Origin of the sequence: Methylophaga thalassica (assembly GCF_030159795.1) — a bacterium.
In the GTDB taxonomy this organism is placed as follows: domain Bacteria; phylum Pseudomonadota; class Gammaproteobacteria; order Nitrosococcales; family Methylophagaceae; genus Methylophaga; species Methylophaga thalassica.
Window position 1 is genome coordinate 293,453 of sequence record NZ_BSND01000004.1, and the last position, 13,415, is coordinate 306,867.

The 13,415-nt window shown below is 44.0% G+C and carries 15 protein-coding genes; 5 read left to right on the forward strand and 10 right to left on the reverse strand.

Features of this window, described 5'->3' with window-relative positions; all coding sequences use genetic code 11:
* Nucleotides 1–9 precede the first annotated feature (9 nt).
* The gene (locus QQL60_RS06265; protein ID WP_007144935.1) at nucleotides 10–1,143 is read left to right on the forward strand and encodes a sodium ion-translocating decarboxylase subunit beta; all 1,134 of its coding nucleotides are present in this window, start codon (nucleotides 10–12) and stop codon (nucleotides 1,141–1,143) included.
* A gap of 37 nt (nucleotides 1,144–1,180) precedes the next feature.
* Here the strand turns inward: QQL60_RS06265 and QQL60_RS06270 are convergent, their stop codons facing one another.
* On the reverse strand, nucleotides 1,181–1,489 hold the full coding sequence (locus QQL60_RS06270) for a hypothetical protein (RefSeq protein ID WP_284722773.1): 309 nt from the start codon (nucleotides 1,487–1,489) through the stop codon (nucleotides 1,181–1,183).
* A gap of 161 nt (nucleotides 1,490–1,650) precedes the next feature.
* On the opposite strand from QQL60_RS06270, the gene QQL60_RS06275 reads away from it, so the two are divergent.
* The 4 genes from QQL60_RS06275 (at nucleotide 1,651) to QQL60_RS06290 (ending at nucleotide 3,693) form a co-directional block, all read left to right on the forward strand.
* Nucleotides 1,651–1,869 (forward strand): RNA-binding S4 domain-containing protein, encoded by a 219-nt coding sequence (locus QQL60_RS06275; RefSeq protein WP_007144933.1) that lies wholly within the window; start codon nucleotides 1,651–1,653, stop codon nucleotides 1,867–1,869.
* Between the two features lie 102 nt (nucleotides 1,870–1,971).
* Entirely contained in the window at nucleotides 1,972–2,718 is a 747-nt protein-coding gene (locus tag QQL60_RS06280; protein WP_284722774.1) for a class I SAM-dependent methyltransferase, read from the forward strand.
* Entirely contained in the window at nucleotides 2,696–3,370 is a 675-nt protein-coding gene (locus QQL60_RS06285; protein WP_431356891.1) for a type 1 glutamine amidotransferase domain-containing protein, read from the forward strand. The genes QQL60_RS06280 and QQL60_RS06285 overlap by 23 nt, the downstream gene beginning before the upstream one ends.
* A gap of 41 nt (nucleotides 3,371–3,411) precedes the next feature.
* Nucleotides 3,412–3,693 (forward strand): peptidylprolyl isomerase, encoded by a 282-nt coding sequence (locus tag QQL60_RS06290; RefSeq protein ID WP_007144930.1) that lies wholly within the window; start codon nucleotides 3,412–3,414, stop codon nucleotides 3,691–3,693.
* 55 nt (nucleotides 3,694–3,748) lie between these two features.
* Here QQL60_RS06290 and QQL60_RS06295 read toward each other — a convergent pair whose 3' ends face one another.
* From QQL60_RS06295 to QQL60_RS06335, 9 genes are all read right to left on the reverse strand, one after another.
* Nucleotides 3,749–4,039, reverse strand: coding sequence for a hypothetical protein (locus QQL60_RS06295; RefSeq protein ID WP_284451263.1), 291 nt, complete (start codon nucleotides 4,037–4,039; stop codon nucleotides 3,749–3,751).
* Between the two features lie 188 nt (nucleotides 4,040–4,227).
* Entirely contained in the window at nucleotides 4,228–6,315 is a 2,088-nt protein-coding gene (gene dinG / locus QQL60_RS06300; RefSeq protein WP_284722776.1) for an ATP-dependent DNA helicase DinG, read from the reverse strand.
* Nucleotides 6,312–7,310: a 2-hydroxyacid dehydrogenase gene (locus tag QQL60_RS06305; RefSeq protein ID WP_284722777.1), complete on the reverse strand. Its 999-nt coding sequence runs from the start codon at nucleotides 7,308–7,310 to the stop codon at nucleotides 6,312–6,314. Before QQL60_RS06305 ends, dinG begins: the two co-directional genes overlap by 4 nt.
* Nucleotides 7,311–7,340: 30 nt before the next feature.
* Nucleotides 7,341–9,095: a single-stranded-DNA-specific exonuclease RecJ gene (gene recJ / locus QQL60_RS06310; protein ID WP_284722778.1), complete on the reverse strand. Its 1,755-nt coding sequence runs from the start codon at nucleotides 9,093–9,095 to the stop codon at nucleotides 7,341–7,343.
* Nucleotides 9,092–10,024 (reverse strand): hypothetical protein, encoded by a 933-nt coding sequence (locus tag QQL60_RS06315; RefSeq protein WP_284722779.1) that lies wholly within the window; start codon nucleotides 10,022–10,024, stop codon nucleotides 9,092–9,094. The genes recJ and QQL60_RS06315 overlap by 4 nt, the downstream gene beginning before the upstream one ends.
* On the reverse strand, nucleotides 10,017–10,721 hold the full coding sequence (hda, locus tag QQL60_RS06320) for a DnaA regulatory inactivator Hda (protein WP_284722780.1): 705 nt from the start codon (nucleotides 10,719–10,721) through the stop codon (nucleotides 10,017–10,019). The genes QQL60_RS06315 and hda overlap by 8 nt, the downstream gene beginning before the upstream one ends.
* A 15-nt stretch (nucleotides 10,722–10,736) precedes the next feature.
* Nucleotides 10,737–11,807, reverse strand: coding sequence for an AI-2E family transporter (locus QQL60_RS06325; protein WP_273180608.1), 1,071 nt, complete (start codon nucleotides 11,805–11,807; stop codon nucleotides 10,737–10,739).
* On the reverse strand, nucleotides 11,783–12,337 hold the full coding sequence (locus QQL60_RS06330; RefSeq protein ID WP_007144922.1) for a CDP-alcohol phosphatidyltransferase family protein: 555 nt from the start codon (nucleotides 12,335–12,337) through the stop codon (nucleotides 11,783–11,785). The genes QQL60_RS06325 and QQL60_RS06330 overlap by 25 nt, the downstream gene beginning before the upstream one ends.
* Nucleotides 12,334–13,395 (reverse strand): DUF2066 domain-containing protein, encoded by a 1,062-nt coding sequence (locus QQL60_RS06335; protein ID WP_284722781.1) that lies wholly within the window; start codon nucleotides 13,393–13,395, stop codon nucleotides 12,334–12,336. The genes QQL60_RS06330 and QQL60_RS06335 overlap by 4 nt, the downstream gene beginning before the upstream one ends.
* Nucleotides 13,396–13,415: the final 20 nt, after the last annotated feature.

Genomic DNA, 13,415 nt, shown 5'->3' on the forward strand with positions numbered 1-13,415 from the left:
GGGGAATTCATGGATAAACTACTTCATCTCTGGCAAGTAACAGGCATAAACCAAATGACACCTGGCCAAGGTGTCATGATTCTGATTGGCATGTTATTGCTGTATCTGGCTATCAAGAAAAACTTCGAACCTTTACTGTTGGTGCCCATTGGTTTTGGTGGTGTATTGGCCAATATTCCCGGTGCTGGTCTCGCCGAAGGTAATGGTATCCTGCACATTTTCTATGCGGTCGGTATTGAAAGCGGCGCCTTTCCTCTCATCATCTTTATGGGGGTAGGCGCAATGACTGACTTTGGTCCTTTGTTAGCCAATCCTAAAACACTGTTTCTGGGGGCTGCTGCCCAGTTCGGTATCTTTGCTACCTTAATGGGTGCCGTTGTGTTAGCTCACTTTGGCATTTTTGACTTTAGTCTGGCTGATGCCGCCGCCATAGGCATTATCGGCGGTGCAGATGGACCAACATCTATTTATGTTGCCAGTAAACTTGCTCCGGATTTACTCGGCGCCATTGCGGTAGCCTCATACTCGTACATGGCTTTGGTGCCATTAATTCAGCCACCGATTATGCGTGCACTGACTACCGAATCAGAACGTAAAATCAAAATGGTGCAACAACGTCATGTCTCACAACGAGAAAAAATTGTCTTTCCGCTAGTGTTACTTATCCTTGTCGCGTTTTTATTGCCTGATGCAGCACCATTACTCGGTATGTTCTGTTTTGGTAATCTAATGAAAGAGTGTGCTGTGGTAGATCGTTTAAGCAACACCACTCAGAATTCGCTGATTAATACAGTAACCATCTTTTTAGGCTTAGCCGTAGGTTCAAAGCTGAGTGCAGATAAATTCCTTGATTTGCAGACGCTAGGTATCTTGGTACTAGGTATGGCGGCATTTGCTATCGGCACGGCATCGGGTGTCATCATGGCTAAAGTGCTGAACAAATTGATCAAGGAACCGATTAACCCACTGATTGGCTCTGCGGGCGTATCAGCTGTGCCTATGGCCGCACGCGTATCCAATAAGCTTGGCTTAGAATCTGATCCACATAACTTCCTGTTAATGCATGCGATGGGACCGAATGTTGCCGGTGTTATCGGCTCAGCTGTCGCCGCAGGTATTCTGATTAATTACGTCGGCGCATAACATGATTAATAGACACCCTATCGAACAGATAGGGTGTCTATTTTTCTTCCATTATGCTGGCATGAGCCACTTTATTCGCTATTCCACCAATCTCACAGCGATAATCTGAAAACGATGATTTCGCTTTAACTTGTGCCAGCCACTTACCTTTCTCGGCCTCGTTCTCATCAAGGCCAATTAAAGTGACATGATACTCTTTAACTAATTCAATCAGTTTCTTATCAGACATTCCTGGTGTAATTTCTCTGCAAAAATTATCAATATGCTGTGTTTCCCATACATAATAAATGGGATAAACGATGACGCCGATAATCAGAATTTGTATGAAATTAACCAGTAGTTTCATCTATAAACACTCCGTGTAATTAGCACAATATAAAAGAAGATAGATTAATAGTGCGCGACCTGATTCACACTCTTGAATAGTTTTGACATGTTTTATTAAGAAATCGTTATCACACTGTCACAGATAGGCTTTATCATGAGTCTTTTTTATGAGAGTTCATCATGTCTCAAACAATCGAAGTCGAACTCACCAGTACACCGGTTGAGCTATATAAAGTACTTAAATTCGAAGGTATCGCAGCCAGCGGTGCAGAAGCTAAACTCTTTATTGAGCAAGGTCTGGTTTCTGTAAATGGCGAACTGGAAACACGGAAGCGCAGAAAAATTGTCGGTGGAGATGAAATTGGCTTTGAAGATATTACCCTGATTATCTCTGAATAAACGCCAGAATGTTGATGGATTTCCAGTTTTCTTCACCAATTAGAATGAATGGAAACCCATCGTATCAACAGCAATCTAAACGCCATACTGATTAAGTAAAGAATGAAATTAGAGAAGGTCGTACCGTGGGGGCGTAATCTGCTGGAATATCAACGAATGTTTCTGCTCAGTGATGATGACTTTCAACAATCTATTTTAGGCTGTGGTGATGGACCGGCGAGTTTTAATGTCGAAGCCAGACAAAAAGGTGCAAATGTCACATCAGTAGACCCTATCTATCAATTCAATGCTGAACAGATCCGGCAGCGAATCGAACAGCTAGGGCCGGATGTGATCGCTCAGGTCCGTGAGCATCAACATCAGTTTATCTGGCAGGATTTCTCTGATGCTGATGACTTATATCAACAGCGCATGAGGGCAATGCAGTTATTTTTAGCAGATTATGCGTTGCCAACCAGCGCGTCGTTTTATATTAATGCGCAACTACCTCAACTGCCCTTTGAGGATAAGCAATTTGATTTAGCTTTATGCTCACACTTTTTGTTTTTGTACAGCGAGCATTATGACCTTGAGTTTCACCTGCATGCCATGCTTGAGTTGTGTCGAGTCGCCAGACAAGTCAGAGTGTATCCGTTGATTGGGTTGGACAATACCCCCTCTCCTCATCTAGGCTTGATAAGCAAAGCATTAACGCAAAGGGGTTATAATCTGCAGCAGCAGCCTGTTGATTATCAATTCCAGAAAGGTGCTAGCCATATGTTAGTGGTAGATACCCATTCATGCCCCATCAATACTGACAAAAAAAGGGAGAAACATGCGAATTTTAATGATTTTGACATCTCACGATAGTTTAGGAAATACAGGTAAAAAAACCGGCTTTTGGTTAGAAGAGTTTGCCTCGCCCTATTATGTATTCAAAGACGCTGGCGTTGATATCACTTTGGCTAGTCCTAAAGGTGGTCAACCGCCATTAGATCCAAAAAGTGACGATCCAGATTCACAGACAGAATCAACAAAACGCTTTAAACAAGACAAAGAAGCACAAGATGAACTGGCTAATACATTGGTTCTCGATACTGTCCGTGCTGATGATTATGATGCGGTGTTTTATCCCGGTGGTCATGGCCCATTGTGGGATCTCAGTGTGTCAGAGAAGTCGATTGAATTGATTCAACAATTTATCTTCCAGGATAAACCCGTGGCAGCAGTCTGCCATGCCCCAGCCGTATTACTCAATGTAAAAACACTCACCGACGAACCACTTGTTAAGAATCTGTCGGTAACCGGTTTCTCAAACTCAGAAGAAGACGCCGTAGGCCTTACCGATGTCGTCCCGTTTTTACTGGAAGACGAATTAAAAAATGCCGGTGGTTATTATCATAAAGCGGACGACTGGGCCCCATTCTGCTGTGAGGATGGTTTATTAATCACTGGACAAAACCCACAGTCCTCAGAAGTCACTGCTCAGGCCTTACTGAGTCGTCTGCGTAAGTTTGCCTGAAACTGATATACTGTCGCTTTTTATCAAAATAGAGAGTGAACATGGCTAAAGCAACAGCAAGACATATCCTGGTAGATAGTGAAGAAATCTGTTTAGAACTTAAACGTGAAATCGAACAAGGTGCCGATTTTGCTGACATTGCTAAAGAACACTCTTCATGCCCATCTGGCCGTTCAGGCGGTGATTTAGGCGAATTTGGCCCAGGTATGATGGTGCCTGAATTTGATAAAGTGGTTTTTTCTGCTCCCGTTAACACCGTTCAGGGACCAGTAAAAACACAGTTTGGTTATCACTTATTAGAAGTGACTAGCCGCACTGAATAAGACATAAAAAAACCCGGCTTTAGCCGGGTTTTTTATTTCAACCTATTAATAAGGCTTATGACTGACGAGCATGCGTCTGTAAATAAGCATCACTGATTGGATTAAACTGTTGCGTGCGCAGTAATGTTTTTTGGCTATCTAATTGCTCTTTAAAGCTTAAAGTAACCGGTTTTTTCATCGCTTGTACTTGCAGGTAGCGATCAGAAAAGAAGTTAAACGCATGTGGACGCAGTTGTGTTTTTTGTAACTGTAATTGCTCAGAAAACGTTCTGTTTTCAATATCAGCAAATGCAGGTGCAACAACAAGACTCAATGCAGTTAAAGCAGCAAATGTTGTTTTTTTCATGGTCAGATTCCTTCCTCAGGTTAAATTAAAAATCAGTAGCTCAGGGACTATTTAGCTTAGGAAATAGAATAGAGTAATGAAGACGGAATAGATGCAGCAGAACCTCCCAATCGCTGCTACATTAAATCCTTTTGATTAAGGAAGCGCTTCCTGCTGAACGAGGATGTTGTGACCTGTGGCGTTGCCGATTATGACTGCTCAAGCTGATAATCAGGTAAATGGGCAAGCAATTGTTTACCATAACCCTTTGTTAATAAACGTTTATCAAGAATAGTAATTCTTCCCGAGTCCGTTTCCTTTCTTAGCAACCTGCCACACGCTTGTATCAGTTTTACGCTAACCGCGGGCAAGGAAAGCGCAGTAAAAGGCTGGCCACCTTTACGAATAATCCACTCTTGTTTTGCCTGTTCAATCGGTCTGGTGAATACTGGAAAAGGTAATTTTGTAATCACCACATGGGTACATAAATGACCCGGCAGATCCACACCTTCAGCGAAGCGGTCCAAGCCGAAAATAATACTGCCTTTGCCTGACTCAATCTGTCGAATATGACGATGCACCATATTTTTAGGAGAGAGGTTGTCACCCTGCACCATCGTTATGGCCGTAATCGCGGCGGGACATTGTCGGTATACCGCTTCCATTACCAGCTTTGAGGTAAATAACACTAAAGTGGCTTCAGTGACGTCAATAATATCGATGAGTTTTTTAACAACTTCCTGCTGCCATTGCTGCTGTTGCTCATTGGGTAGGAAACGCATATCCGGAATATGTAGTGTGGCTTGCTTTTGATAGTTAAACGGTGAAGGCACGGCTAAAAAGTGCTGTTCATCAAAGCGATGTAAACCACAATCCAATCTGAAACGATGGAATAACCCCAAACCACGAAGTGTCGCTGAGGTGAGAACAACACCATAGGCTCTTGACCATAAACTGCGATCCAGGAAATACGCAGCCGTCATCGGACCGGCATGAACAACCAGTGTTTGCTGCTTTGCAAATGTTTCTACGGATATCCAACGTACATTAGGGGGTCGATCCTCCTGGTCAGGCTCTAGAAACAAAGCCATAAAGTCGATGAGGTAGCCAAAAATATTCTGAACCGTACCCACTTGCGGTAATAAGGCTTCCCCAACTTTATTCGGAAGCTGTGTTTTTTCCAGCCCTTCCTTAATCCATTTGGCCAGTACAGAATAATGTTTATAAATCGAATTAGCGCGCTGTAATAACCCCTGGCACGGGATTAATAGAGCATTGACTAACGGGCTATTCCAGAAAATACGTGGCTCACTGATATGCTTTTCCAATAAGTCCTGCACAACACCATCACTGTGCAAAATGGTTTCAATCTGTTGTAAATGACTCATTACCGCCGGTAAGTCACGTCTTAGTTCCGACAGCATATAGCCAAAATCATGTTGTCTGTATGCCAATGTGGACGGTATCTTTTTCAGTACACTGTCCGCTGTTTCTGTGGTTTGGTAAAGCTGAATAAAATTTAATGCTTTAGCCGCATGATCCAGCGCTTTTCGTGGCAGGTTATGCGCTTCATCAAACACAAAAAGAATTTCTTCCGGGTTCGGTAATACCAAACCACCACCTAAGTCTGCATCACTCAGTATCAGATCATGATTGGCGACCACCACCTGCGCCGCCGTCATTTCCCGCCGTAACTTATAGTATGGACAACGTAAGTAGAAGGAACAGCTTTTCCCGGCACAGCCTTCCGAATCGGTGGAAACCTGATGCCAGAGTTCAGCGTCTATTTTGTCACGGCGACTATCGCGATCACCATCCCAGCGTTCTTCGTCCCAGTCACTCAGTAACTGCTTAGCTTGCGCCGTATGCAGCACCTGTTGATACTTTTCATCCACATCAATATTGAGCGACTGCTGTTCCGGTGTGGTAGCTACCTGATTGAGCTTACTGGGGCAGACATAACGACGACGCCCTTTTACCTGAACAAAACGGATAGGTTCTTCGAGTGTCGCTGAAAACTGAGGTAAATCCTTTTGAATAAGCTGTTGTTGTAAGTTGACCGTGGCAGTACTGATCACCAGTGTTTTCTTTTGTAGCAGGGCTGTTTGAATAGTGCCGGTCAGATAAGCCAGCGTTTTACCCACCCCAGTCGGTGCTTCGACGACAGCCACCCGTTTTTGCGGTGGTTTTGACATGGCTTGAGCAATGAACTCACTCATTTGCACCTGTTGTGGGCGCGCCTTAAAATCAGGCATCGCCGCTTCGATGCGCTCAAATAATGTTGTTACTGCCGTCACATGCCCACTCTATTACTTAAACGTTCACCATTAAGATAAGCCAGCACATTACTTACTGTGGTTTCAGCAATATGTTGAACAGCTTCCTGGGTGAAATAGGCCTGATGCCCGGTCACTAATACATTTGGAAAGGTTAACAGACGTTGAAATAAATCATCCTGAATAATATCAAGTGAATGATCTTCAAAAAACAAACTGCCTTCCTGTTCATAGACATCAATGCCGAGATAGCCGATTTGTTTGGATTTCAGTCCGTCTAATAGCGCTCGGGTATCCATTAACGCACCGCGACTGGTGTTAATTAACATCACTCCCGGTTTCATGCTGGCAATGCTGTCATGATTAACCAGGTAACGCGTGTCACTATTTAACGGGCAATGCAGACTGATAATATCGGATTGTTGAATAAGCGTTGTTAAATCAATAGCTTGAAATCCTTGCTTTACGCAGTGTTGCGAGTTAACAGGCTCATAAACAAGCACCTCACACCCAAACGCCCGCATTCTTTCCGCCACTAATAAACCAATTTTCCCACCACCGACTATCCCTACGTTTTTTTGGTAGAAATCAAAGCCGAGTAAGCCATCCAGAGAGAAATTGCCATCACGGACACGATTATAGGCACGAGGAATTTTACGACTTAATGCCAGCATCAAAGCGATGGTGTGCTCAGCTACAGCATAAGGCGAATAGGCCGGAACGTTAACCACGCTGATGCCCAACTCATGCGCGGCAATCAGATCGACCTGATTATAACCCGCACAGCGTAAGGCAATCAGTCGTGTGCCACCTTCTGCTAGTGTGCCTAATGTTTCCCGACTCAAATCATCATTAACAAAGGCACTGACAATTTCAAAGCCCTCTGCCATCACCGCGGTGGATGGATTCAGTGTGACCTCATGACAAATGAATTCAATCGCTGGCACTGACGCTTGCAATAAAAAGCGTTCATCGTATGACTTAGCACTAAACACAGCAATTTGATGAGTGGGCATGACTTATCTACCTGATATAACTAATGATGGTCAGTTATGCGTATCTGTATTGGCTGGCATTAATTCATCTACCAGGAACTGTAAGGTTTTCTGACCGCGAAACTCATTTACAGATAATTTATAACGCACTAATACTAGACTGTTTTCATCTAACCAGCTCGGTTTATCCTGACCGAAAGCCATCGCATTCACCTGCCTGTTACCATTCATCTCAAGCTGTAAACGCAGGTGATTCTGTTCCTGTCCAACTAAACGAAAATGATTTACTTTAAACACCCCATGAAACCTGGGCTCCTCAAAACCCTGGCCCCAAGGCGCTGCCTCAGACAGTATTTCTGCAAATGACAACTGGCAATCGCTTGCTGCTAACTCACCATCTGAAGGTAGTTGTTGTAAGTAGGTTTCGGCTGACACCATCTCATTCAAGGCCGACTCAAATGCACGATTAAATTCGCTTAAATCGGCTTTTTTTATTGTTAAACCAGCCGCCATAGCATGACCACCAAAACGTTCTAACAATTTAGGATGTTTAGCTGCTACTCGGGCCAATACATCACGAATATGTATGCCTGGAATAGAACGCGCCGATCCTTTGACTTCATCGTCATTACCGGGAGCAAAAGCAATAACCGGACGGTATGTTTTCTCTTTAATACGTGAGGCCAACAGCCCAATCACACCCTGATGCCAATCTTCGTTAAATAAGCAATACCCGGTTCTTAAGGTATTGTCATCAATATCAATCTGTTCCAGCATCTTCAATGCATCCACTTGCATTGTTTGCTCTACCGCGCGTCGTTCCAAATTAATGCTATCCAGCTGTGTCGCTATACTAAGGGCCTGATCAGCATTATCTGTCAGCAGTAAGTTAATGCCGAGCCCCATATCTTCCATACGCCCAGCTGCATTCAATCTGGGGGCAATACTAAAGCCTAAGTCAGAAGAAACTAGTTTTTCTTTTTCTCTGCCCGCAATTCGAATCAGTGCTTGTATGCCGATACAGCCTTTACCGCGACGAATACGCTGCAATCCGTGATTGACCAATGTACGATTTAATTTATCCAGTGGCACCACATCCGCTACCGTCCCTAAAGCGACGAGATCGAGCCAATCCCCTACTTTCGGTTCAGGCAAAGAGCTGCTTTCAAACCAGCCGGTTGTTCTTAAATGCTGCCTTAAGCCTAATAACACATAGAAACAGACACCGACACCAGCCAGATTTTTATAGGGAAAGGGATCGTCGGCTTGATTGGGATTCACGATGGCATCCGCTTCCGGCAATTCCTCACCAGCCAGGTGATGATCAGTCACCAATACTTTCATTCCTCGTTGATGTGCCGCTTTTACCCCTGATATTGAGGCAATACCATTATCTACGGTCACCAGTAAATCAGGCTGTTCCAGCTCTGGAATATCATCGAGTAAAGATGGTGTTAGGCCGTAACCATGGATAAAGCGATTAGGAACAATATAATGAACCTGCTTCAATCCCATTGACTGCAAACCACGTATAGCCAGCGCACAACTGGTGGCACCGTCACTATCAAAGTCAGCAACAATCGTGACTTTCCATTGTTCTTTCAAAGCAGTGGCTAATAATTCAACCGCCGCCTGCATACCAAGCAGCTGATCTGGTCTTGGTAAGTCGGCCAGTTCAAAATACAACTGCTCCACTTCGGTAATACCGCGTGCAGCCATAATTTTTCGTAAACTTTCCGGCCATGACTCGGGTAGCTTATCCCAGCCATCATGAGGGCGTTCAACAATGTCGGGCAATATACTCATAACCAGATTTTCCAGGCAGATGCAGGGGTTAAATGGTAACGTCCCCACTCAGGAATAACGATATGCACGGAATCCAACTGAAGACCTTTCAATGCCCTATAGATAGGCGTTAACCAGTTGCTATCAAGCGCTTCGATTTGTGCTGACCAGTCTTTATCCGGATCAAAATGGGCTAAATGCAGGGCGTGTTTTGCTTGAATATCAGTAAAATGGTCAATATTCTCCAGCCATTCAGAACCACTGTAGTGACTCAATTGCTTCAATGTTTCATCTTGACCAGAAACATGTGACCAGGTCTGCCATTCATCAGGCATTTTTTCCTTCCCCCAGAACCAGACACTATTAATCGGTACCTTACCCTGTGCTTCTCTTGCCTGATTCACCGGACAGTCGAATAACACCATCTGAATCTCATTCCATAAACGAATCCATAAGCGGGCATCAGCGCCTTTGGGTAGAAATTCAGTCACTGCACGACGATCGACCTTATCCACACAAGTCAATTCAATATCAGGTTCGATTGGCATGCTCAGCAGCCATTGATTCGCCGTATTAATGCTTAATGAAGCGCCCAAATCATCAAACAGATATTGAATCGAAGCGATAAGTTGTTCAGCTTCGTCCATACTGATATCCAGGCCATGATGAAATAGCAGCAGTTGGTCCCGGTCAGCTTGTAAATAACAGGGATCTACACACAGACTGAACTCCGTTCCACCTCTTAACCTCGCCATGGGGAAGTCGTCCCAATATCTTGTTTCTTCAGAAAATAATGATAATAGTTGCTGAAAAAAACGATCTTCAGAATCAATCAACGTCCCTCTTTTCATCAGTATTTTTAATGATTGAGGTAAAAAGCTCTGGTTTATTGGATTGGCAACGACGACCGAAAAAGCAGGCAGAATCAGCGTCAGTTGTTGGCTAGCCATTCGCCAAAACTTGCCGGATAAACGGTATGGTTAACTTTCGTTTAGCCTGTAAAGAAGCTTTATCTAACTGCTGTAAAACGGTCATCAGAGCAGGCATATCGCGTCCATAATGACGCAGTAAATATTGTGCCACCTCAGTTGTTATCGTTAAGCCACGTGACTGTGCCTGTAATACCAGGGCTTGCTGTTTCTGTTCATCTGTCATCATCACTAATTGATAAACCAGCCCTGTCGCCAGCCTTGACCGCAAATCCGGTAATTGAATTGAACTATTCGCTGGGGTCTGTTGTGCTGCCACCAACAGGCGCCCCTTTGCATCATGCAAGCGATTAAAACAGTGAAAAACAGCTTCTTCCCACTCGGGTAAGCCAGCAATCGCATCGATATCATCCAGGCAGAGTAAATCGGCTTGTTCAATTGCCTGAAGTGCTGCAGGCGCTGCCGTTTTCACAAGTTCTGATAACGACAAATAAATGACCCTGTAACCCATTTGCTGAACCGTTTCGGCACAAGCTATCAGCAAATGTGTTTTACCTGTGCCACTATCCCCCGCAAGGTATAGGAAATCCAATTCAGCTAACTGACAAAACGCTTGTAGAGCTTGTTTGGTTTCTTGTTTGGCAAACAAGAAATTATCGAGCCTGTATATCTCCTGAGGAGATAGTCTAAGCGTTAGTTGTGTTTCAGCTAATGACATGTGTGCGTGACTAATTTAAGAATACAAATGACTATCGAGATAACGCTGATGCGCATGGCGTAACAACACCATGACAACCGAAGCGGCAGGCAAAGCAAGTAACACACCGGTAAAGCCAAATAATTGCCCACCGGCTAATACAGCAAAAATAACGGCCACTGGATGCAAACCAATACGCTCACCAACAAAACGAGGCGTCAGCACCATCCCTTCTATAGCTTGGGCGACAGCAAATACAATGGCCACTTGCAGCACCGGTAGCCAGTCACCAAATTGAAAGAATGCGGCCAATCCAGCCAGTAAAATGCCTACGATTAAGCCAAGATATGGAACAAAACTGACAAGCCCGGCAATTACGCCCAGTAATAAGGCTAATTCCAGGCCAATCAAACTGAGCCCTAAGGTATATATCACCGCAAGTGCGAACATCACCATCAACTGACCACGCATAAAGCCAGCTAACATGTCATCACATTCCAATGACATTTCAATGAATTTTTTCGCATATCGTCTTGGCAGTAACTCTCTGAAACGGGCAACTAAACTATCCCAGTCTCTCAATAAATAAAAAGTAAGCACCGGAATTAAAAGCAAATTCCCCAGCCACTGTACTAACACCATGCCAGAGCGTGTCATATAGCTGAAAACACCTCCGGCAACCTGCCCAAACTCCGACCAGTATTTACTCAACGCCTGTTTTACTGTCTGCAGGTTAAACACATCGGTTGGTAACCCCACTGAGTTCAACCACGGCTCTATCAGTTTCTGTGTCTGTGTTAAATAATCAGGCAAATTACTAAACAATTTGGCTACCTGAGCACTGAGTAAAGGCAGCATGACTAATAACATTAAAGCAACCACAATAAAAATAACGGCAAATACCACACTTACTGACATGGTTCTGGATAAATTCCAGCTTTCCAGTCTATCTACCAGGGGATCCCCCAGGTAGGCAAAAAGCGTCGCAATAAAAAATGGCATCAATACTGGTGACAGCTCAAATAATAACCAACCTGCTATAACAACGATGGCCACAAGCAAAAACTTATTGGTATCCGTCATTATGGTTGTTTTCTCTGCTTCCATGCTTTATTTCCCCAAATAATCACATATTCAAAACCACTGTATAAAACACTGGCCACAACGGCCCATATACCCATGGTCACCACAGAATGCAGAGCAGGCAGCCATTGTTGTTCAATGATCACCAGTAACACTAATAGAATTTGTAATGCTGTATTAAGTTTACTGCTCCACAACGGTAGCAGTTCAAATTCGCCAATGGTGTAATGATAGACCAATCCACCACACACAATGATGACATCCCGGGCAAGCACTAACCAAAGCAACCACATCGGAAGCAGACCAATCCAGGCCAGAGTAGCAAAACTCGCCACTAACAAGAGTTTGTCAGCTATCGGGTCAAGAATTGAGCCGAGACGTGATTGCCAGTGAAAATGTTTGGCGAGAAAACCATCAATCCCGTCTGAAATGCCTGCGATGGCTGATACGATTAGTGCTAATACATAGCGTTCGTGAACCAGTGCCCATACCACTGGAATCACCAGCAAAATACGTAACAATGAAATCAGATTGGGAATATCACGTAAACTCAATGTGTTAACCGATAATATTTTTTATCCGTTATCGTGCCCTCAGGTTCGGTTAATTCTGATAAAAGGCCACCAACAGACAAAAGACGTTGCAGAACTTGCATGTCACCACTATAGCTAATATCTAAATCGAGAATATTCATACCCAAATTATTCACCCGGATATTGTCAATACTGTCGATTTGGTTGAGATAGGCCATGACTCTGGAAAAATCAGCGTAGTCATTAACCTCATCAATCTGCACAGAGAGTGTCTTATTCGTATCAGATACCTGGTTATGCTGAGCATACTCGCTAGCCAGACTATCGACTAACACACCTAAGCCTTTATTTATCGAAGCGCTGATAAAGCCTTCTGAGGTCCAGCGTTGACGCGTTTCACCCGTGCCTGACTGCCAGATAATCTGAGTGGTGTCATTATGGATTGTCATTTTGATAACAAGAATGATATCCGCCCCATAACGCTGAGAAGCGGTCTTGATGGCATCATCGTTACCTGACCACACGTCCTCAAAACTCAAAGCAGACTGATCTTGCAGGTCCATCAACGGCATAAGAATGGGCAAGCCTCGTTCATCAGCCGCTTGTTGTAACGGTTTAAAAACGTCTTGGGGAATATTTTCTAAACCTTGCAAACTTTGCTGGCCATCTATATCAGTAGCTAACCAGACCAGCACGTCCGGTCTGACTTTCCCCCATCGAGGCAGACCAAGCTGACGTATAACCGCATTGACGGCATTTTTATCAAAACTCAAACGCAATGAAAGTTGATCAGGCTGTGTTAAATCTGCAGCTTCAATATTGTTACGAATGTATTCATAACGCTCAACAAGTTGCGTGGCATTAGCAAGTACCGGAGCAATATCAGCGTTGTTAACCTGATTTTCATTACCGACTAATTTGATAATCACTTGCTTGAGCAAGTCAGGTGCCAGAGCATCGCGCTCTTTCTGCTGTTGAGTCGTGACAGGAGCTGTCGCCTGATAAAGATTATTGACCTCAGCAGCATAGCTACTAAAACTCAGAAACAGCAAAATAAGGGCATAAAATAATCGGTGCATTGTGGTATTCTAACACGCTG

What these genes read in the sequence shown, in the direction of transcription:
- QQL60_RS06265 (WP_007144935.1), top strand. Translation starts at nt 10, where the DNA reads ATGGATAAACTACTTCATCTCTGGCAAGTAACAGGCATAAACCAAATG.
- QQL60_RS06270 (WP_284722773.1), bottom strand. Translation starts at nt 1,489, where the DNA reads ATGAAACTACTGGTTAATTTCATACAAATTCTGATTATCGGCGTCATC.
- QQL60_RS06275 (WP_007144933.1), top strand. Translation starts at nt 1,651, where the DNA reads ATGTCTCAAACAATCGAAGTCGAACTCACCAGTACACCGGTTGAGCTA.
- QQL60_RS06280 (WP_284722774.1), top strand. Translation starts at nt 1,972, where the DNA reads ATGAAATTAGAGAAGGTCGTACCGTGGGGGCGTAATCTGCTGGAATAT.
- QQL60_RS06285 (WP_431356891.1), top strand. Translation starts at nt 2,696, where the DNA reads ATGATTTTGACATCTCACGATAGTTTAGGAAATACAGGTAAAAAAACC.
- QQL60_RS06290 (WP_007144930.1), top strand. Translation starts at nt 3,412, where the DNA reads ATGGCTAAAGCAACAGCAAGACATATCCTGGTAGATAGTGAAGAAATC.
- QQL60_RS06295 (WP_284451263.1), bottom strand. Translation starts at nt 4,039, where the DNA reads ATGAAAAAAACAACATTTGCTGCTTTAACTGCATTGAGTCTTGTTGTT.
- QQL60_RS06305 (WP_284722777.1), bottom strand. Translation starts at nt 7,310, where the DNA reads ATGCCCACTCATCAAATTGCTGTGTTTAGTGCTAAGTCATACGATGAA.
- recJ (WP_284722778.1), bottom strand. Translation starts at nt 9,095, where the DNA reads ATGAGTATATTGCCCGACATTGTTGAACGCCCTCATGATGGCTGGGAT.
- QQL60_RS06315 (WP_284722779.1), bottom strand. Translation starts at nt 10,024, where the DNA reads ATGGCTAGCCAACAACTGACGCTGATTCTGCCTGCTTTTTCGGTCGTC.
- hda (WP_284722780.1), bottom strand. Translation starts at nt 10,721, where the DNA reads ATGTCATTAGCTGAAACACAACTAACGCTTAGACTATCTCCTCAGGAG.
- QQL60_RS06325 (WP_273180608.1), bottom strand. Translation starts at nt 11,807, where the DNA reads ATGGAAGCAGAGAAAACAACCATAATGACGGATACCAATAAGTTTTTG.
- QQL60_RS06335 (WP_284722781.1), bottom strand. Translation starts at nt 13,395, where the DNA reads ATGCACCGATTATTTTATGCCCTTATTTTGCTGTTTCTGAGTTTTAGT.